We start from the raw sequence: 19,421 nt of genomic DNA, 5'->3' as shown, positions 1-19,421 counted from the left end.
GCTCAGACCGGGATCAGCCCGTGCTTGCGCGCGGTGCGGAACCACAACTGCTTGTCCCGCAACAGCTTCAGCGACTTGCGCAGCAGCAGCCGGGTCTCGTGCGGGTCGATGACCGCGTCGATGAACCCGCGCTCGGCGGCGGTCCACGGGATCGCCATGTTGAGGTTGTAACCCTCGATGAAGTCCTTCTTGATCTGCTGCGCCTCGGGCGTGGTCGGGTCGGGGAAGCGCTTCATCAGCAGCTGCGCGGCCCCCTCGGCACCGATCACCGCGATCCGCGCGGTGGGCCAGGCGAAGTTGAAGTCGGCGGTCAGCTGCCGGGACCCCATCACCGCGTAGGCGCCGCCGTAGGACTTGCGGACGGTGATGGTCACCTTCGGCACGTCGGCCTCGACCACCGAGTAGAGGAACCGGCCGCCGCGCTTGATGATGCCCCGCTTCTCCTCCTCGGCGCCCGGCAGGAAGCCAGGGGTGTCCACCACGAAGACCAGCGGGATGTTGAACGCGTCGCAGAACCGGACGAACCGCGCCGCCTTGTCGGACGCCTCGTTGTCGATCGCCCCCGACATGTACATGGGCTGGTTGGCGATGACCCCCACGGGGTGGCCGTCGACGCGCGCGTATCCGGTGATGATGGCCGGGCCGTGCTGCGCGGCGACGTCGAGGAAGTCGCCGTCGTCGAAGATGCGCAGCAGGATCTCGTGCATGTCATAGGCCGCGTTGTCGGAGTCCGGCACGATCGCGTCGAGCTCGAGGTCGGTCGGGGTGATCTCCGGTTCCAGCCCGGGATTGACGATCGGCGGCTGGCCGAAGGTGCTCGACGGCAGGAATGACAGGAAGTCGCGCACGTACTGGAACGCCTCGGCCTCGGAGTCGACCACCTGGTGGATGTTGCCGTAGCGGGCCTGCGCGTCGGAGCCGCCGAGCTCGTCGAGCGTGACCTCCTCGCCGGTGACCTCCTTGATCACGTCGGGGCCGGTGACGAAGAAATAGCCCTGGTCACGCACCGAGACCAGCAGGTCGTCCTGGATCGGCGAATAGACCGCTCCCCCGGCGCATTTGCCGAAGATCAGGGAGATCTGCGGCACCAGGCCGGACAGCGCCTCGTGCCGGCGGCCCAGCTCGGCGTACCACGCCAGCGAGGTGACGGCGTCCTGGATGCGGGCCCCGCCGGAGTCCTGGATGCCGATGATCGGGCAGGCGACCATCGCGCACCACTCCATCAGGCGGGCCACCTTGCGGCCGAACATCTCGCCGACCGTGCCCTGGAACACCGTCTGGTCGTGGGAGAACACCCCGACCGGACGGCCGTCGATCATGGCGTGCCCGGTGACGCACCCGTCGCCGTAGAGCGCGTTCGGGTCGTTCGGCGTCTTGGCCAACGCGCCGACCTCCATGAAGGTGCCCGGGTCGACCAGCGCGTGGATGCGGGCGCGGGCGCTGGGGATGCCCTTCTTCTCGCGCTTGGCGACGGCCTTCTCGCCGCCGGGCTCTTTGGCCAGTTCCAGGCGAGCGTAGAGCTCGGCCAGCTTCTCGGCGGTGGTGTGCTGAATGGGAGCTGGCGCCATCTCCGTCACTACTTGCCCACCTCACTCGTCTGACTGGTTTCGGCCTCCACCTTATTCAGCACATCCGAGAGGTGAGCACCGACCTTGCCGATGATCGGTTCGTCGATGGCCTGGATGTGCTCGCCGCCGATGGGTACCACCTCGAGGTCGGCCACGTACTCGCCCCAGCCGCCGTCGGGCTGGCGGACCGCATATCGCGGCTCGAACTCGATCACGTCGTCGTGGTAGCGATCGGCCATGTACAGGGTCACGTGGCCGTCGTACGGCTCGATGTGTACGGTCTCGAGCGCCCGGTTGTCCAGGTAGGACGTCCGCTGGTGCTCGACGATGCCGCCCGGGATCTGCACGCCGCTCTGCTGGACGATGTCCAGCACGAACTGGACCTGGCCCTCGTCGTCGAGCTCTTCGAGCTGCTCGTAGGGGATCGCCGGAATCTCGACGTTGAAGGTGCGCTCGGCGAACTTCGCGTACCGGTCCCAGCGCTTGCGGGTCTCCTCCTGTGTCTGGGGGATCTCCTCGCCGGCGCGCACGGTGTCGATCATCCCGACGAAGCGCACGTCTTCACCCGCGCGCTTCAAGCCGATCGCGCACGCGTACGCCAGCGCGCCGCCGAGCGACCAGCCGGCCAGGATGAACGGCTTGCCCGCGTTCATCTCCAACAGCTTCGGCACGTACTGGGCGGCCCGCTCCTGGACGGTGCCCTCCACGCGCTCGAACCCGTACATCGGCGTGTCCGCGGGCAACCGATTCAGCAGCGGCTCGTAGACCACCGTTGAACCGCCGGCGGGATGGAAGACGAACACCGCGGGTTTCGAGCTGCCCTCGGGGCGCGCCCGCAGGGTGCGGACGAAGCCGTCGATGTGGCCGGCCTCCAGGTACTGGCGGACCTTCTCGGCCAGCGCCTCGATGGTGTCCGACGTCAGGACGTCCTCGGCGCTGACGGGGCCGTCGGCGCGCTCGGAAAGCCGCTGCGCCATCTTGGCCGCGGTGTCCTCGTCGAGCTTGGGCAGCGGGTTGAAGATGCCGCCCGGCGACTTGCCCGTGACGATCGCCCAGGTGGCGAAGGTGACCCGCTCAGCCGCATCACGCGGCGGCACATCGGAATTCAGCGCCTTGGACACCGCCTCCTGGCTGAGCGCCCCCGCGAGATCGGGCTTCGCGCCGTTGGTCGCCGCCCCCTTCGGGCCGGACGGATCCGTCGGCGGCGGCGGGATCGACGCGTCCGACGCCGGCGGTGCCGGCTGCGTCTCCGGCTCCGCTTGCGGGTCCGGCGCGGGTGCGGCCACCGTCGTCGGCGTTGCCCCGCTCAGCAGCTGCGCCTGCTCTTTGGCGATCTCCTCGGGCGTGAGCGTCTTCTGGTGCTCGTGCAGCTGCTCGACCTCGTCGCGGTGCTCGACCGCGTACTCGATCAACTTCTCGATGGCGTAGAGGTTGGCGTCGCGCACCGCCGTCAACTGGATCGGCGGCAGGTCGAAGTCGTACTCGACGCGGTTCTTGATCCGCACCGCCATCAGCGAGTCCAGGCCGAGCTCGATCAGCGGCACCTCCCACGGCAGGTCCTCGGGTTCGTAACCCATGGCCGAGCCGACGATCAGGCCCAGCCGCTCGCCGATGGTCTCGCCGGAATCCGGCGACCATTTGCCCATGCTGGCCGAGAAGTACCGGTTGGTCAGGCTGTCCGTCAGGGTCTCGGCCTCGGGTTCGTCGGCGGGTGCCTCAAGCGCGGCCGCCGCCCCGTTGGAGGCGGCCGTGATGGCCGCGCCCGCACCGACCGCGGCCGGCAGGGCGACGCCCGCCTCGCCGCCGCGGGTCACCAGCGCGTCGTACACCAGCGTGAAGGACTTGTCGATGCGGGCGTGTACCTGCACCGAGGCGCCGCCGGGGTGCCGGGTCAGCGTCGTCACCAGACGTGCGCCTTCACCCGGAACCGCACGCTGCTCGGCCGCGGCCAGCTGCGCGTCCGGAAGCACCTCGGCCGCGGCGGCTTTCACCAGTGCGGGCAGGTCCGTCAGGCCGCGGGGGTTGTACTCCCACACGTGGCGGCCGTCCGGCAGCGCGACGTGGTTACCCGGCATCAGCACCGAGCTGCTGCCGTGCGCGAAGTGCACGTCCAGCCAGTGCTCCTTGCGCTTGAACCTCGTCGGCGGGATGTTCGCAAAATCTTCGGGGCCTGCCGGCCCCGAAGAAGCGCGGCTGAACAGCGTGCGGATGTCCAGGTCGTGGCCGTAGACGTAGAGCTGGGCCATCGCCGAGATCATCGACTCGACGTCGTCCTGCTTGCGGGCCAGCGTCGGAATCAGTTGGGCGTCATGCAGACCCGCGGCGGCAGTGGTCAGGCCGATCTGCATCAGCGCCACCGGGTTGGGCGCGAGCTCCAGGAAGGTGGTGTGGCCGCTGTCGACGGCGTTGCGCACGCCGTGGGTGAAGTACACCGAGTGCCGCATGCCCTTGACCCAGTAGTCGACATCGTGCACCGGCTCGCCGCCGGGCTTGATGTAGCTGCCCTCGTGCACCGTCGAGAAGATCCCGACCGTCGGGCTCAGCGGGTGAATTCCCTGCAGCTCCGCGGAGAACTCGCCCAGCAGCGGGTCCATCTGCGAGGTGTGGCCGGCGCCCTTGGTCTGCAGCTTGCGGGCGAAGCGGCCCTCCGATTCCGCCCGGGCGACGATCGCGTCGATCTGCTCGGGCGGGCCGCCGATGACGGTCTGGCTGGGCGCGGCGTAGACGCACACCTCCAGGCCGGGGAAGTCGGCGAACACGGTCTTGAGCTCGTCGGCGGAGTACTCGACGAGCGCCATGAACCGGATGTACTCGCCGAACAGCATCGCCTCGCCCTCACCCATCAGGTGCGAGCGCGACGCGATCACGCGGGCGGCGTCCGCCAGTGACAGGCCGCCGGCGAAGTAGGCCGACGCGGGCTCGCCGAGCGACTGGCCAACCACCGCAGCGGGTTTGGCGCCGTGGTGCTTGAGCAGCTCACCCAGCGCGATCTGGATCGCGAAGATGACGACGTTGCTGGTCTCGATGCCGTAGTCCTGCGAGTCGTCGAGGATCAGCTCGAGAATCGAGTAGCCGCGCTCGTCCTGGATCAGCGCGTCGACCTTCTCGATCCACTCGGCGAAGACCTCGTTGCGCAGGTACAGGCTCTTGCCCATCTTCCGGTGCTGCGCACCGAAACCGGCCATCGCCCACACCGGGCCGTTGGTGACCGGCCCGTCGACGCTGAACACGCCCGGCCGCTGCTTGCCCTCGGCCACCGCGCGCAGGCCCTTGACGGCCTCCTCGTGGTCGTGGGCCAGCACCACCGCGCGGGAGCGGCCGTGGTTGCGCCGCGACAGCGACCGCCCGATCGATTCCAGCGACGCCGCCTGCCCCTCGGGGCTTTCCATCCAGTCCGCGAGCTCGGCGGCCGCCGCCTTCTTGCGCGAGGTGAGGAACGCCGACACGACGAGGGGGATCAGGGGCTTGGTGGGCTCCGCGACCTCCTGCGCCGCGAGCTCTTCCAGCGCGATCTCCTTGAGCCGCAGCGCCTCGTCGGTGACGCCCGGCAGCTCGTACTCGTCCTCCTCGGGCGCTTCCTGGTCCGGGATGATGTTGCCGAAGTCGTCGAAGCGCAGCGCGTGGGCTTCCATGACGGGCGGCTCGGCGGCTTCGGACGCCGCCTCGGCGGTGGTCTTCGGTTCGGGCTCGGGCTCGCGTTCGATCACGTCACGGGGCAGGACCTCGCGCACCACCAGGTGCGCGTTGGCGCCGCCGAAGCCGAAGCTGGACACCCCGGCCAGCGCGTAGCCGCCGTACCGCGGCCAGTCCGTGGGTTGGTCGATCACCTTCAGCCGCATCGCGTCGAAGTCGATGTAGGGGCTGGGCCCGGCGAAGTTGATCGACGGCGGCAGCTTGTCGTGCTGCAGGGCGAGCACCACCTTGGCCATGCTGGCCGCGCCGGCCGCCGACTCCAGGTGGCCCACATTGGTTTTCACCGCACCCAGAAGGGCGGGGCGGTCGGCGGGGCGGCCACGGCCGACGACGCGGCCCAGCGCCTCGGCCTCGATCGGGTCGCCCAGGACGGTCCCGGTGCCGTGCGCCTCGATGTAGTCGACGGTGCGCGGGTCGATGCCGGCGTCCTTGTAGGCGCGGCGCAGCACGTCGGCCTGCGCGTCCTGGTTGGGGGCGATCAGGCCGTTGGACCGGCCGTCGTGGTTGACCGCGCTGCCGGCGATCACGGCCAGGATCTGGTCGCCGTCGCGGCGGGCGTCGTCGACCCGCTTGAGCACCAGCATGCCGCCGCCCTCGGAGCGGGTGTAGCCGTCGGCGTCCGAGGAGAACGACTTGATCCGGCCGTCGGGCGACAACACCTGCCCGATCTCATCGAAACCGAGCGTCACCACGGGCGTGACCAGCGCGTTGACGCCGCCGGCGACCGCGACGTCGGCTTCCCTGTTGCGCAGCGCTTGGACGGCCTGGTGGATGGCCACCAGCGAGCTCGAGCACGCGGTGTCGACCGCGACCGACGGACCGCGGAAGTCGTAGAAGTAGGAGACCCGGTTGGCGATGATCGACGTCGCGGTGCCGGTGATCGCGTACGGGTGCGCGACCGTCGGGTCGGACACCGCCAGGAAGCTGTAGTCGTTGTTGGAGACGCCGACGTAGACGCCGACGGACTCGCCGCGCAGGCTGGACGCCGGGATGCGGGCGTGTTCGAGTGCCTCCCAGGTGAGCTCCAGCGCCATCCGCTGCTGCGGGTCGATGTTGTCGGCCTCGGTCTTGGCGACCGCGAAGAACTCGGAGTCGAAGCCCTTGATGTCCTTCAGATAGCCGCCGCGGGTGCGGGCCTTCGCCATCCGCTCGGCCAGCCTCGGCTCCTCGAGGAACTCCTCCCACCGGCCCTCGGGCAGGTCGGTGATGGCGTCGCGGCCCTCCATCAGCGCCTGCCACGTCTCGTCGGGGGTGTTCATGTCCCCGGGCAACCGGGTGGACAGGCCGACGATCGCGATGTCGACCCGCTCGGCGGGGCCGTTGCGCGTCCAGTCCGAGACGTCGTCGGAGCTGGGGTCCACTTCCGGCTCGCCCTCGATGATCCGCGTGGCCAGCGACTCGATGGTCGGATGCTGGAAGGCCACCGCGACCGACAGGGTGACACCGGTCATGTCCTCGATGTCGGCGGCCATCGCCACGGCGTCACGCGACGACAAGCCCAGTTCCACCATCGGCACCGACTCGTCGACGTCGTCCGGCGACTTGCCGACGGCCCGGCCCACCCAGTTGCGCAGCCACTCGCGCATCTCGGGGACCGTCATGTCGGTTTTGCTGGCGGGCAGGTTCTCCTGCTGATTCTGGGAGTCGTCTAATTCAGCCATGGTTCCTGGGTTCAGTCGTTAGCGCCGGCGAAGGCGGTCGGCGAACCGACGCCGCTGCGCAGGCTGCCGTCGAGGTAGGCGGCGCGGCACGCGCGGCGCCCGATCTTGCCGCTCGAGGTGCGCGGAATGGTTCCGGCCTGCACCAGAAGCAGGTCGCGGATGGTGACCCCGTGCCGCACGGCGATGGCCGCGCGGATCTCGTCGGCGATGGGCTGGTACTCGAGCTTGTGCGTGCCGGGGGCACGCTCGGCGACGATCACCAGCTGCTCGGAGCTGTCCTCGGGGTCGTACTTGAGGCCGGTGTGCGGGTTGTCGAACACCACCTTCGGCAGCTCGTTGGCCGGGACCGAGAACGCGGCCACGTAGCCCGTACGCAGGGCCCTGCTGGCTTCCTGCGCCGAGTACTCGAGGTCCTGCGGGTAGTGATTGCGGCCGTCGATGATGACCAGGTCCTTGATCCGGCCGGCGATATAGAGGTGGCCCTTGTGGTAGGTGCCGTAGTCGCCGGTGCGCACCCACATGCCGTCGTCCGGGGCGCCCTCGGCGTGTGACTGGCTGACGCGCGACTTGAGCAGGTTGCGGAAGGTCTCGGTGGTCTCGTCTTCCTTGCCCCAGTAGCCGGTGCCCATGTTGTTGCCGTGCAACCAGATCTCGCCGATCTGCCCGTCGGGCAGCTCGCTGGCGGTGTCGGGGTCGACGATGACGGCCCACTCGTCGACGCCGATGATGCCGGCGGAGACCTGCGCGACGGCGTTCGGCGCGTCGGCGGGTACCTCGACGAAGCGCTGCTTGTTGAGCTCGTCGCGGTCCACGTGGATGACCGTCGGCGCCTCGTCCATGGGCGTGGTGGAGACGAACAGCGTCGCCTCGGCCAGGCCGTAGGACGGCTTGATCGCGGTCTCCCGCAGGCCGTACGGCTTGAACGCCTCGTAGAACTTGCGCATCGACGCCGGGGACACCGGCTCGCTGCCGTTGAGGATCGCCTTGACGTTGCTCAGGTCCAGCGGCGGCTCGCCGTCCTTCGGCACCCCGCGCACCGCGGCGTGCTCGAACGCGAAGTTCGGCGCGACGGTGATGACCTCGCTATCCGGGGCGTCTTCGGGCTTGCGTGCCATCTCCCGAATCCAGCGGCCGGGCCGGCGCACGAACGCGGCCGGGGTCATGAACGTGAAGTTGTAGCCGAGCACCGGCGACAGCAGCGCCGTGATCAGGCCCATGTCGTGGAAGAACGGCAGCCAGGACAGGCCGCGGTCGCCTTCCTTGCCCTCGAGGCCGTTGAGCACCTGCAGCACGTTGGTGGGCAGGTTCAGATGGGTGATCTGCACGCCGGTCGGGGTACGAGTGGAGCCGGAGGTGTACTGCAGGTAGGCGATCGTGTTCGCGTCGGCCTCGGGCTCGACCCAGGTGGACGCCACCTCGTTGGGCACCGCGTCGACGGCGATCACGCGGGGCCGTTCCTTGGCCGAACGGGCGCGGATGAACTTGCGGACGCCTTCAGCGGCCTCGGTGGTGGTCAGGATCGTCGAAGGGGTGCAGTCGTCGAGCACGGCGTGCAGACGGCCGACGTGTCCCGGCTCGCCCGGGTCGAACAGCGGCACCGCGATGCGGCCCGCGTACAGCGCGCCGAAGAACGCGATCAGGTAGTCCAGGTTCTGCGGGCACAGGATGGCGATGCGGTCACCGGGCTGGGTGACCTGCTGCAGCCGGGCTCCGACGGCCCGGTTGCGGGCGCTGAAGTCGCGCCAGACGATGTCGCGGTACACCCCGTCGCGCTCGGTGGAGTAGTCGATGAAACGGTAGGACAGCGCGTCGCCGCGAACCCTCGCCCACTTCTCAACGTGCTTGACCAGGTTGGTGTTGTCGGGGAACCTGATCTTTCCATTCACGATGAACGGGTTGTGGTACGGCATTCCGCTCTCCTGTCACACCTGTTTTAGGCCGGCGCTGCGCCGGCATTTTGTTCTGGTCGGCCACGCCGACGTTTCCATCTCTACGCGGGCCAGTCCTCGCGCGGCGCCACCGGCGCCGGCCTCCTGCTCATCCCAGGGCGGCTGCTACCAGGACCGGATCCGCAACAAAGTGTTATAGCTCTTAAATTCCTCTTAATGTTAAGGGGCGGCCCGCGGCACACCAAATCACAAGGTACCGCTGATCTGCACCGGCAACGGGCTCCTGACGGCTGTGTCCTGCGGCCGGGTCATCCATGTTTGGGATGCGGGGCATTGGCAATCAGCCCCTGCGCCCAGTTCAACGTCCAATCGGTTGCCGCCTGGCCGTCCAGGTTCCAGAACTGCGTCGTCGCGTACAGCGCGTGGACGGGTTGCCCGGCACCGCCGGCGAGGGTGTTCAGCGTGCTGGGCAGGTTGGCCACGCTGAACGCCTCTTGCGGAGCGGCGCAGATGAGGTCGCCCGGCGCGCAGATCTCGTTGGTCTTACTGTCGAGCGCGCCGAACCCGCCGGGCCGCGCGCCGGTCATGGTCAGGCCCAGCCCGGACAGCACCGGCACCTCGTGCAGCGTCACCTCGGCGCCCTCCCCCGGCGGGTTGGGCCCGACGTCCTGGCCCACCCCGGGCTGGCGGCGGCCGTCGGCGATCAACGTCACACCGAGCACAAGGTCGTCGTCCACGGGCCCGCGGCCGTTGCCGATGTCACTGGCGATGTCACCGGCGATCACCGCGCCCTGCGAGAAGCCCATCACCACGTAACTGGTCAGCGGGCACTTGGCGTTCATGTCGGTCATCGCCTGGACCGTCGCGCGGGTGCCCTCGGCGCGGCTTTCGTTGTACGACATCTGGGTGTCACCGGCCAGCGGGTTGTGGAACTGCGCGGTGTAGGGCGTGGTGTACTCCTGCACCCGGGACGCGGGGAACTGTTGGGTTATCGCCGTGGTCACCCTGTGCAGCAGTGCGTTGGGGAACTGCATCGGGTTGACCGGATCGTCCTGCGGGGCCGACTCCCACGTGCCGGGGATGTTGACCAGCTGGACGTCGGGGCACGACGCGTCCTGCGAAGCGGGCCGGGGCTTGTGGGGGTGGGTGGTCGTCGACGGCGGAGGCAGCACGCCGGGTGGCACCGCGCTGGGCGGCGACTCGTGGCCGCGTAGCAAGACCACCACGAGCACGATCACCAACAGCACCACGCCCGCCATTGCCAAGGCGGCGGTCCAGGCGAGGGCTCGGTGGCGCTTACGCCGGGCGTTGGTAGCCATGTTCTCCCGCTAGCAGTCGGTGGATCGCAGCCAAGCGGTCCTCCCGACGCCTGCTGCACCCCCTACACGGTACCGGCTCCCGCGACCCGGCCAGGGCGGCAGCGGATGGCGCCGCCCTCGCGATCAAAGGCCGCGCTCGCGATCGCCGCTACCGAATGGCGCCGACGATGTCGCCCGACATGGCTCCCAGTTGGCCCGACCACGAGCCCCAGCCGTTGTCGCCGCCACCGGGAAAGTCGAAGTGACCGTTGTGCCCGCCGTTGCTGCGGTACTGCTGGTAGAACTCGCGGGAGCTGCCCATGGCCGCGCCCGCCTGGCCGATCATGGCGGCGTCGTCACCGCCCATGTTCGTCGGGCTGTAGACCCACACCCGGGTGTTGTTCTGCGCCAGCAGCGAGGCGTGCACGTACGGGTCGTGCCACTTCCACCGGCCCAGCTGCGGGGCGCCCCACATCCCGTTGCCGTCCACGCCGCCGTACTGCTGCAGGCCGGCCAGGATCGCGCCGTTGTAGTTGGTGCTCGACGGGTACAAGAACCCCGACAGGGAACCGGCGAAGCCGAAGCGATCAGGGTGGAAGGCGGCCAGCGCCATCGCGCCGTATCCACCCTGGGAGGCGCCGACGGCCGCGTGGCCGCCCGGCGCCAGGCCCTTGTTGGCCGCCAGCCAGTTGGGCAGCTCGCTGGACAAGAAGGTGTCCCACTGCTTGCTGCCGTCCTGTTCCCAGTTGGTGTACATGCTCCACGCCCCACCCGCGGGCGCCACCACCGAGATCCCCTTGCCGCCGAGCGTGTTCATCGCGTTGCCCGCGGTGACCCAATTGCTGACGTCCGGGGCGGCGTTGAAGGCGTCCAGCAGATAGACCGCGTGCGGACCGCCCGCCAGGAAGGCCACCGGGATGTCGCGGCCCATCGCCGCCGACGGCACCATCAGGCTCTCGTAACCGGCCGCCCGCGCCTTTCCGGTCGGCCCGCCCGCCACCGTCACACCGATCAGCCCGATCGCCAGCGCCGCTACGGAGAACACCCGAAGAAGCGCCGACGCACCCCGCACGACCCTCATGTCACCCTCCATCGTCTAGTCCTGACGAGCACATTAGCCAGCGCCGTAGTTCCCCCGCCCGCGGGGTAGTGAAACAAGTCACACACCGAAACGACTAGCGGCGGAAACCCCGAGGGGTTCCCGCCGCTAGTGGCGATCTGTTGGGTTTAGGTGCCCTGGCCGGTCTGGCCGTTCCCGGCAGCCGCAGCGGCCGTGGCCGGGCCGGCACCCGGGGTGGCTCCCAGCACCGACTGCAGGTCAGGCTTCATCGCCTGCAGCTGCGCGCCCCAGTAGGGCCAGTCGTGGGTGCCGTTGGCGTCGAAGTTCCACACCGCGTTGTGGCCACCGGCCTGGTTGTACGCGTCCTGGAACTTCAGGTTGCTGGTGCGCACGAAGCCCTCGAGGAACTTCGCCGGCAGGTTGTCTCCACCGAGGTCGGACGGCTTGCCGTTACCGCAGTACACCCAGATGCGGGTGTTGTTGGCGACGAGCTTGCTGACCTGAAGCGACGGGTCGTTGCGGGCCCACGCCGGGTCCTCCTTCGGACCCCACATGTCGGCGGCCTTGTAACCACCGGCGTCACCCATGGCCAGCCCGATCAGCGACGGGCCCATTCCCTGGGACGGGTCCAGCAGCGCGGACAGCGAGCCGGCGTAGACGAACTGCTGCGGGTGGTAGGCGGCGAGGATCAGCGCGGACGACCCGGCCATCGACAGACCGACCACGGCGCTGCCGGTCGGCTTGACCTGCTTCTGCGCCGACAGGTACTGCGGCAGCTCGCTGGTCAGGAAGGTCTCCCACTTGTAGGTGGTGCAGCCGGCCTTACCGCAGGCGGGCTTGTACCAGTCGGAGTAGAAGCTGGACTGCCCACCGACCGGCATGGCGACCGAGATGCCGGACTGGTTGTACCACTCGAACGCCGGGGTGTTGATGTCCCAGCCGTTGAAGTCGTCCTGCGCGCGCATCCCGTCGAGCAGGTACAGCGCGGGTGAGTTGGCGCCACCGCTTTGGAACTGAATCTTGATATCGCGGCCCATCCCGGCGGAAGGAACCTGCAGGTATTCCACGGGGAGACCGGGGCGCGAGAAGGCACCAGCGGTCGCCGAGCCCCCCACGGCGCCAATCAGGCCCGAGAGCAGCGCCGCGCCAGCGGCCGCCACCACGAGCCGCCGCGGCATACCTGCCACGGCGCCGCGAAACCTGTCGACAAGCGTCATCCTTGCTTCCTCATCCTTCTCGGCGCGCCCATCATCCGGACGCGTCCTTGATTTGGGTCGTACTGCATACGATCTCCGCGCAGCAGTGCTCGTGTAGTCAACCACACCTTCCGCCGCCCGGTCGCATCGAGGCGGGCCCGCAAAGCGCCGTCCGGCCTTCGCTACCCGGCGATTTTCAGGCAAAACACCGACCACTTGCACGGTGTTTTCGCACGTGCTTGAGCCCCACTGCCAGCTGGTTAATGCCCAAATGTGAAGTTGCTGGCAATTTTTCACCCTCACGGCGCGCGTGCATATGGAAATTCGTCGAAAATTCTTCTGCGCGGGGCTTACTCGCGGGGTGGTGGCGGTACCTCTTCGGGTAAGGGCAAGCCGCATCTGGCGAGCTCGTAGCGCGGAACGCGGTCAATCCGATACTTGGTGAATTCATACGAATGCAGCAGGTTGGAGAGGAATCGGTGCGGGGTCATCGGCGCGCGCACCGAGCTCAGCACCGCCTTGGTCTCCGGGCATTGCAGGGCTGCGACCGCCTCCGCGACCCACTGCTGATCCAGATAACCCGGGATCCCGGGATACACCTTCACCCAGGGCCCGTCGGCGATCGCCCAATCCGGGAACAGGTTCTTGTCGTGTCCGATGCGGCCGTGCTTCAACCGTTCCGTATGTTGCGCAAGCGGATTCGCCAATCCGATCTGGTCGATCACCCTGACGTCGAGCCCAACGTTCATGCCCACCATGCCGAGGTTGGTGAAAAACACTGCGTGCTGCGGTTTTTCGAGTGACTTGTCGGCGCTGCCCGGGGGTGGCTTGACCATCGGCACCAGGTCCCACTGGATGTAATTGCCCGAGGGCAGCAGCAACGCGCCGTCCGGGGTGTTGTCGAGTGCGGTCAGGATGGCCGCCATCCGCGGGTAGCCGAGGTAGTCGGCGGCGGTCAGGGGATGGGCGTGCCCGGTGGCCTGTGCATAGAAGCGGCGCTCGTCGACGATCCCGGTGTAGGTGACGTGAGTGGCGTCGTCGCCCATCCCCGGCGAGTTCGCCGCCCACAACGACCAGCCGGCCACGCTCAGCCACAGCGCGCTGGCCGCGCCGGCCACCCAATACCCCGTCTCCCGCGAATAGTCCTGGCCGTCCGGTATGGCCACCGGGATGACCGCCACCGGGGCCAGCAAGCAAAACAGCGGCGCGAGCAGCACCCGCCCGTGCATGAAGTCGCCGCCCTGCCTGATCCAGTAAAGGGCCTGCACCAGCCCGCTCACCAGCACGAAGGCGACGATGGCCGGCGGGCTTTGGACCGCGCGGGCCACCCGGCCGTAGTCGGGTGCCAACGCGGGCCGCAGGAACGACGGGCGACGGCGTGCCGCCAGCAGCAGGATGCCCAGTGGGACGAGCAGCATCACCGGTACCCAGACCGCGTAGGGCGCGTCGAAGTTGGAGAGGTAGATCATGCCCTGGGACCACTTGTCCCCGGCGGCATCCTTGGCCAGGGCGGTACCGGGCACCAGCAGGCCGTAGTAGCCCATGCGGAAGATCTCGTAGGCGACCGGAAGCAATCCGCCCGCGACCACGATCAGCACCCGGCGGCGCCAGGTCCGCGCGGCGATCAGCATCATGATCAGCGCCAGCCCGCCCATCAGCGCCAGATCGGGCCGGACCAGGACGCTGAAGCCGGCCACGAAAGCCAACGCGCCGAGGAAGAGCCTGTGGTCCGGGCGGTTCCGCACCGGCTGACCCCAGCAGACCATCATCCACCACAGCAACCCGAGGTAGGCCAGCGTCAGCCCGCTCTCCAGACCCGAGGTGGCGAAGTCGCGCGCGGGCGGCAAGGCGATGTAGACCAGCGCGCCGGCGGGCAGCATCAGGGCCCTGCGGCCCCGCAAACTGGGTGCATACAGCCGGGCTGCCCCCAGCATGAGCAGCGCCACGCCCGCCACCGAGAGCGTCAGGGCCAGCGCCAGCGCCACGTATTCCATGCGCATCGGCCCGCCCACCCAGCTGCCGACGTACATCAGGTAGGTCCAGGCCGTCGACGTGTTGGCCTCGACCCGCTCGCCCTGGTTGAAGACGGGGCCGTTGCCGGCGAGCAGGTTACGCACCGTGCGCAACACGATCAGGCCGTCGTCGGCGATCCAGCGCCGCTGCCAGGCGCCCCACGCGAACAGAATGGAGACCACCGCCACGCTGATCCACAGGCTGATCCGCACCATCGAGGAGTACGGGAACACCGGCCAGCCCAATCGCCTGATGACCGGCCGGGTGCGCATCATGCGCGCTTTGAGGGCCTGCAGTTCGGGGCTAGCCGAAGGCAACGGCGGCTCCAAGCGTCGCGATCCACGCCAGGAAAAGCAGCTGCAGCACTCGGTCGCGCAGTGCGATGTCTTCGGGCTCGCCGGCCAGCCCGCCGTCGACGTCGACGGCGTAGCGCAGGATCGCGATGGTGAACGGGACCATCGAGACCGCGAACCACGATCCCGAGTGGCGGTCGCGCTCGAACGCCCACAACCCGTAGCAGAGCACCACCGCGGTGGCCGACATCGTCCAGACGAACCGCAGATAGGTGCTGGTGTAGCTCTCCAACGACTTGCGGATCGCGGCACCGGTGCGCTCCGCGACCTGCAGCTCGGCGTAGCGCTTGCCGGCCACCATGAACAGCGACGCGAACGCCGCCGACAGCAGGAACCACTGCGAAAGCGGGATGCCCGTCGCGGCGCCGCCGGCGATTGCCCGCAGCAAGTACGCCGAGGACACGATGCAAATGTCCATGACCGCCTGGTGTTTGAGGCCGAAGCAGTACGCCAGCTGCATGCTGAGGTAGACGGCCATCACCACCGCCAAGTCGGGCGTCAGCCACCAAGCGAGCGCCAGCGATGCCGCCCCGAGAACCACCGCGAGGGTGTAGGCCAGCCATTCGGGCACGACGCCGGCCGCGATAGGACGGAACCTCTTGGTGGGGTGCTCGCGGTCGGCGTCGACGTCGCGGACGTCGTTCACCAGGTATATCGACGAAGCCGCCAGGCAGAACACCACGAACGCCACCGACACCTTGGTCAGCACGTCGGCGTAGTTGTAGTGCACCGGGCCGCCCAACGCGGCCAGCGGCGCGGCCAGCACCAGGACGTTCTTGACCCATTGCCGGGGGCGGATCGCCTTGACCACGCCCACCACCACGTTGCCCGAGGGCCCGGTCACCACGTCCTCACTCATTCGCCCAGACCTCCCGTGCCCGGCCCTGCAGCCGTATGGTTGTTCGCGCGACGACGGCGCCGAGGGCGATGCCGCAGGCCACGTCGCTGGGATAGTGCACCCCCAGCAGCATCCGCGACAACGCCATCGGGGGAATCAGCAGGGCGGGCAGCGGCAGGCCGGTGATCCGGCCCATCAGGATGGCCGCGGCCGTCGTCGAAGTGGCATGCGCCGACGGGAAACTCAGCTGGCTGGGAGTCCCGACGTTCACCACGACCGCCGGGTCGTGCGGCCGCTTGCGCCGCACCACCCGCTTGACCAGGACGGCGGCGGCGTGGGCGGCGAACGCGCCGGCCCCGGCCACCAGCCAGTCCCAGCGGCGCTTCGGCATCAGTAGCGCGCCAACCGCCGCGACGGCCAGCCAGCCGATGCTGTGCTCGCCGAAATGGGACAGCCCGCGCGCTGTCGCCAGCACTCCGGGGCGGCCGGCCAACGCGGACTGCACAGCCACCAGCGCGGCCACCTCCCCGGTAGGGGGCGCTGAAGGAGATGCGTCAGGCATGCTCGCGTTCGGCGTGCGCGGGTAACAGCGCCGTCTCCCACTTCTGCTTGCTGGACAGCACCGGCAACGCGCCCCGGTACGTCTTGCGCATCTCGTCGAACCGGCTCACCAGCCGGCGCTGCCGGCGCAGCGAGGCGAACAGCAGCTGGAACATCTTGCGCCGATCGCGCTGCCGGTAGACCACCCCGCACCCGTCGGCCGTCGTCACGGTGACGCCGTCGACCGTGCACAGCCGGAACCAGCGGGCGTCCTGGGTCGGCACGTTGAACTCCGGGCGCTGGTGGGCTTCGGGGTCGGCCTTGGTCGCGTTGTGCATGATGCCGCGGGCCAGCCGGTACCCGATCGACACCGGGTTCACCGGCGGCTTCATCGCCTTGGTCTTGTGCGACGGCGGCGGCAGCTCGCTCGCCGCGGGCAGCACGACGGCGTCCGGATATTCCTTGCGCAGCCTATGCACCTCGGGCAGCGCGGATTCCAGGATCGAGAAGATGTGCTCCGGGCCGGCCAGGAAGTCATCGATGGCCCTGTTCTGGATCGCCACCGTCGAATACTCAAGGCAGGCAAGGTGTTTCAGCGTGGCCTTGAGGTGACTGCGGACCAGACCGGTGATATCGCCGTCCCAGTGCATCGCGGCGACCACCAGCCGATTGCGCAGATGGTAATAGGCCTGCCAGTCGATCGCATCGTCCTTGTCGCTCCAGGCCATGTGCCAGATCGCCGCGCCGGGCAGCGTGACGGTCGGGTACCCGTGTTCGCCGGCGCGCAGACCGTATTCCGCGTCGTCCCACTTGATGAACAAGGGCAGCGGCTGACCCAGCTCCTCGGCGACCTGCCGCGGGATCATGCACGTCCACCACCCGTTGAAGTCGACGTCGATGCGGCGGTGCAGTAGGGCGCTGCGAGAGTTCTTGTCGTTCAACGGGAATTCCGCGAAGTCATGGTCGTACTCGGCGTGTGGCGCGGCGGTCCACATGAAGTTCGCCTGGTTGACCACCTCGCCCATGATGTGCAGGTGCGACGGCTCCTGCAGGTTGAGCATCTGTCCGCCGATCAGCATCGGCGTCTTGGCGAAGCGGTGCAGCGCCAGCACCCGCAGGATGGTGTCGGGCTCGATGCGGATGTCGTCATCCATGAACAAGATCTGTTGGCAGTCAGTGTTTTTCAGCGCTTCATACATCACCCGGCTGTAGCCGCCGGAACCGCCGAGGTTGGGCTGGTCGTGAATGGAGAGCCGGTTGCCCAGGCCGGCCGACGCGGCCGCGAAGTCGGGGTGGTCGCGCACCTTGCGGACGCCCTGGTCCGGGACGATCACCGCGCCGATCACCTCATCCACCAAGGGGTCTGCGGTGAGGTCGGCCAGCGCGTTGACGCAGTCCGCCGGTCGATTGAACGTGGGGATGCCGACGGCGACGTTGGCCGTGCCCGGGGCGGGCTCGGTCGCATACCAGCCACCGCTCACCAGGGTGACCGCGGTGTCGGTGGTGATGTCGAACCAGATCCAGCCGCCGTCCTCGAACGGCTTCAGCGCCACCTCGATCTCGACGACGGCCGGCTGATCGTCGGTGCCGACGAATTGGCGCCCCTCCACGGAGATTCGTACCCCGGTGGACTTGGTGCGGTAGACGTCGACGCGCCCGGTCCCGGTCAGCTCGACCCGCAGCACGACCGCCGTGCAGATCGACCAGCGGCGCCAGTAGCTGGCCGGGAAAGCGTTGAAGTACGTGGCGAACGACACCTCGGACTCTTTGCCGATCTCCAACGAGGTGCGGCTCGTCGCGTGGGCCCGCCTTGCGTTGGTGGTCGATTCCTCCAGATACAGCTTGCGCACGTCGAGGGGCTCCCCCGGACGCGGCAGAATGATTCTGGAAAGCAGGCTTACAGCAGTCATCCCCCCGCGCCTTCCTCCACTAGAGCTTTGCCGTCGCGCAGGTGCGGCGCGAGGGCGTTGTCGTACATGTTCAGTGCGCTGGCAATCGCCATGTGCATGTCCAGGTATTGGTAGGTCCCCAGGCGGCCACCGAAAAGCACCTTGGCCGAGGCGGTTTCGGCCTTCGCTCGCGCTCGGTAGGCGGCCAGCAGGGCGCGGTCGGCCTCGGTGTTGATCGGATAGTAGGGCTCGTCGTCGTCTTCGGCGAACCGCGAGAACTCCCGCATGATCACGGTCTTGTCGGTTGGGTAGTCGCGCTCGAGGTGGAAATGGCGGAACTCGTGGATGCGGGTGTAGGGGACGTCGAGGTCGTTGTAGTTCATCACCGGCGTGCCCTGAAAATCCCCGATCGGCAGCACCTCCAGCTCGAAATCCAATGTGCGCCAGCCCAGCCGACCCTCGGCGTAGTCGAAGTAGCGGTCCAGCGGGCCGGTATAAACCACCGGCGCGTCGGGACTGTCCGCGCGCAGTTGGTCGCGGACGTCGAACCAGTCGGTGTTCAGCCTGACTTCGATGCGGTCGTCGGCGGCCATGTTCTGCAGCCAGGCGGTGTACCCGTCGACCGGCAGGCCCTCGTAGGTGTCGCTGAAGTACCGGTTGTCGAAGGTGTACCGCACGGGGAGGCGGGTGATGTTGGCGGCCGGCAGTTCCTTGGGATCGGTCTGCCATTGCTTGGCGGTGTAGCCCTTGACGAATGCCTCGTACAACGGCCGGCCGATCAGCGAGATCGCCTTCTCCTCGAGGTTCTGCGCGTCCTCGGTCTTGATCTCGGCGGCCTGCTCGGCGATCAGCCGACGGGCTTCGTCCGGGGAGAAGTACCTGCCGAAGAACTGCGACACCAGCCCCAGGCCCATCGGGAATTGATACGCCTGCCCGTTGTGCATGGCGAACACCCGGTGCCGGTAGTCGGTGAAGTCGGTGAACTGCCGCACGTAGTCCCAGACCCTCTTGTTAGAGGTGTGGAACAGGTGGGCGCCGTATTTGTGGACCTCGATGCCCGTCTGCGGCTCGGCCTCCGAATAGGCGTTGCCACCGATGTGCGGACGGCGTTCCACGACGAGCACGCGCTTACCCAGTTGGGTAGCCACGCGCTCGGCAATGGTCAGGCCGAAAAATCCAGAGCCGACGACGAGGAGGTCGAAACGAGCGGTCATCGGTTGCTTAGGGTATCCGACCGCGTGGGCCTAACCCATTTGGCGAGGCCAGCAATCCGCGTTCGGGCCGATGACGCGGCGTCGGGAGGCTACGGCCCCGGCGATCACGGTCGGGGGCGCAATTGCCTCACGATTCAATATCACCACTCTAGTCACAGCAATCTCACTCGTACCATCGACTCTGTGTGGATCTCGCCAGGAAAGACAAA

The 19,421-nt window shown here is 68.3% G+C and carries 11 protein-coding genes; all 11 read right to left on the bottom strand.

The annotated features are described in order from the left end of the window. Positions 1–2: 2 nt before the first annotated feature. On the bottom strand, positions 3–1,568 hold the full coding sequence (locus C1737_RS20520; RefSeq protein ID WP_102420046.1) for an acyl-CoA carboxylase subunit beta: 1,566 nt from the start codon (positions 1,566–1,568) through the stop codon (positions 3–5). A gap of 8 nt (positions 1,569–1,576) precedes the next feature. Then, entirely contained in the window at positions 1,577–6,922 is a 5,346-nt protein-coding gene (gene pks13 / locus C1737_RS20515; protein WP_102419329.1) for a polyketide synthase Pks13, read from the bottom strand. Between the two features lie 11 nt (positions 6,923–6,933). After that, positions 6,934–8,832 (bottom strand): long-chain-fatty-acid--AMP ligase FadD32, encoded by a 1,899-nt coding sequence (gene fadD32, locus C1737_RS20510; RefSeq protein ID WP_102419328.1) that lies wholly within the window; start codon positions 8,830–8,832, stop codon positions 6,934–6,936. Between the two features lie 287 nt (positions 8,833–9,119). After that, positions 9,120–10,130, bottom strand: a complete 1,011-nt coding sequence (locus C1737_RS20505) for a cutinase family protein (protein ID WP_067925175.1) — start codon at positions 10,128–10,130, stop codon at positions 9,120–9,122. A gap of 148 nt (positions 10,131–10,278) precedes the next feature. Further along, positions 10,279–11,181, bottom strand: a complete 903-nt coding sequence (locus C1737_RS20500) for an esterase family protein (protein WP_067925181.1) — start codon at positions 11,179–11,181, stop codon at positions 10,279–10,281. 155 nt (positions 11,182–11,336) lie between these two features. Next, positions 11,337–12,386, bottom strand: a complete 1,050-nt coding sequence (gene ag85A / locus C1737_RS20495; RefSeq protein ID WP_067925172.1) for a diacylglycerol acyltransferase/mycolyltransferase Ag85A — start codon at positions 12,384–12,386, stop codon at positions 11,337–11,339. A gap of 329 nt (positions 12,387–12,715) precedes the next feature. After that, a complete protein-coding gene (aftB, locus tag C1737_RS20490) occupies positions 12,716–14,695 on the bottom strand; it encodes a terminal beta-(1->2)-arabinofuranosyltransferase (RefSeq protein ID WP_304442232.1) in 1,980 nt (659 codons plus the stop codon). Beyond that, positions 14,682–15,590, bottom strand: coding sequence for a decaprenyl-phosphate phosphoribosyltransferase (locus C1737_RS20485; protein WP_067925166.1), 909 nt, complete (start codon positions 15,588–15,590; stop codon positions 14,682–14,684). Before C1737_RS20485 ends, aftB begins: the two co-directional genes overlap by 14 nt. Further along, on the bottom strand, positions 15,583–16,131 hold the full coding sequence (locus C1737_RS20480) for a phosphatase PAP2 family protein (RefSeq protein ID WP_067925163.1): 549 nt from the start codon (positions 16,129–16,131) through the stop codon (positions 15,583–15,585). Before C1737_RS20480 ends, C1737_RS20485 begins: the two co-directional genes overlap by 8 nt. Then, complete coding sequence (locus tag C1737_RS20475) at positions 16,124–18,019, bottom strand: glycosyltransferase (RefSeq protein ID WP_102419326.1); 1,896 nt, start codon at positions 18,017–18,019, stop codon at positions 16,124–16,126. Before C1737_RS20475 ends, C1737_RS20480 begins: the two co-directional genes overlap by 8 nt. Beyond that, a complete protein-coding gene (glf, locus tag C1737_RS20470) occupies positions 18,016–19,212 on the bottom strand; it encodes a UDP-galactopyranose mutase (RefSeq protein WP_102419325.1) in 1,197 nt (398 codons plus the stop codon). Before glf ends, C1737_RS20475 begins: the two co-directional genes overlap by 4 nt. Between the last annotated feature and the right edge of the window lie 209 nt (positions 19,213–19,421).

Source organism: Mycobacterium sp. 4858, from assembly GCF_900240975.1.
Lineage (GTDB): Bacteria > Actinomycetota > Actinomycetes > Mycobacteriales > Mycobacteriaceae > Mycobacterium.
Note: the sequence above shows the minus strand (reverse complement) of the source record. Positions and strands in the feature narration are given on the sequence as shown.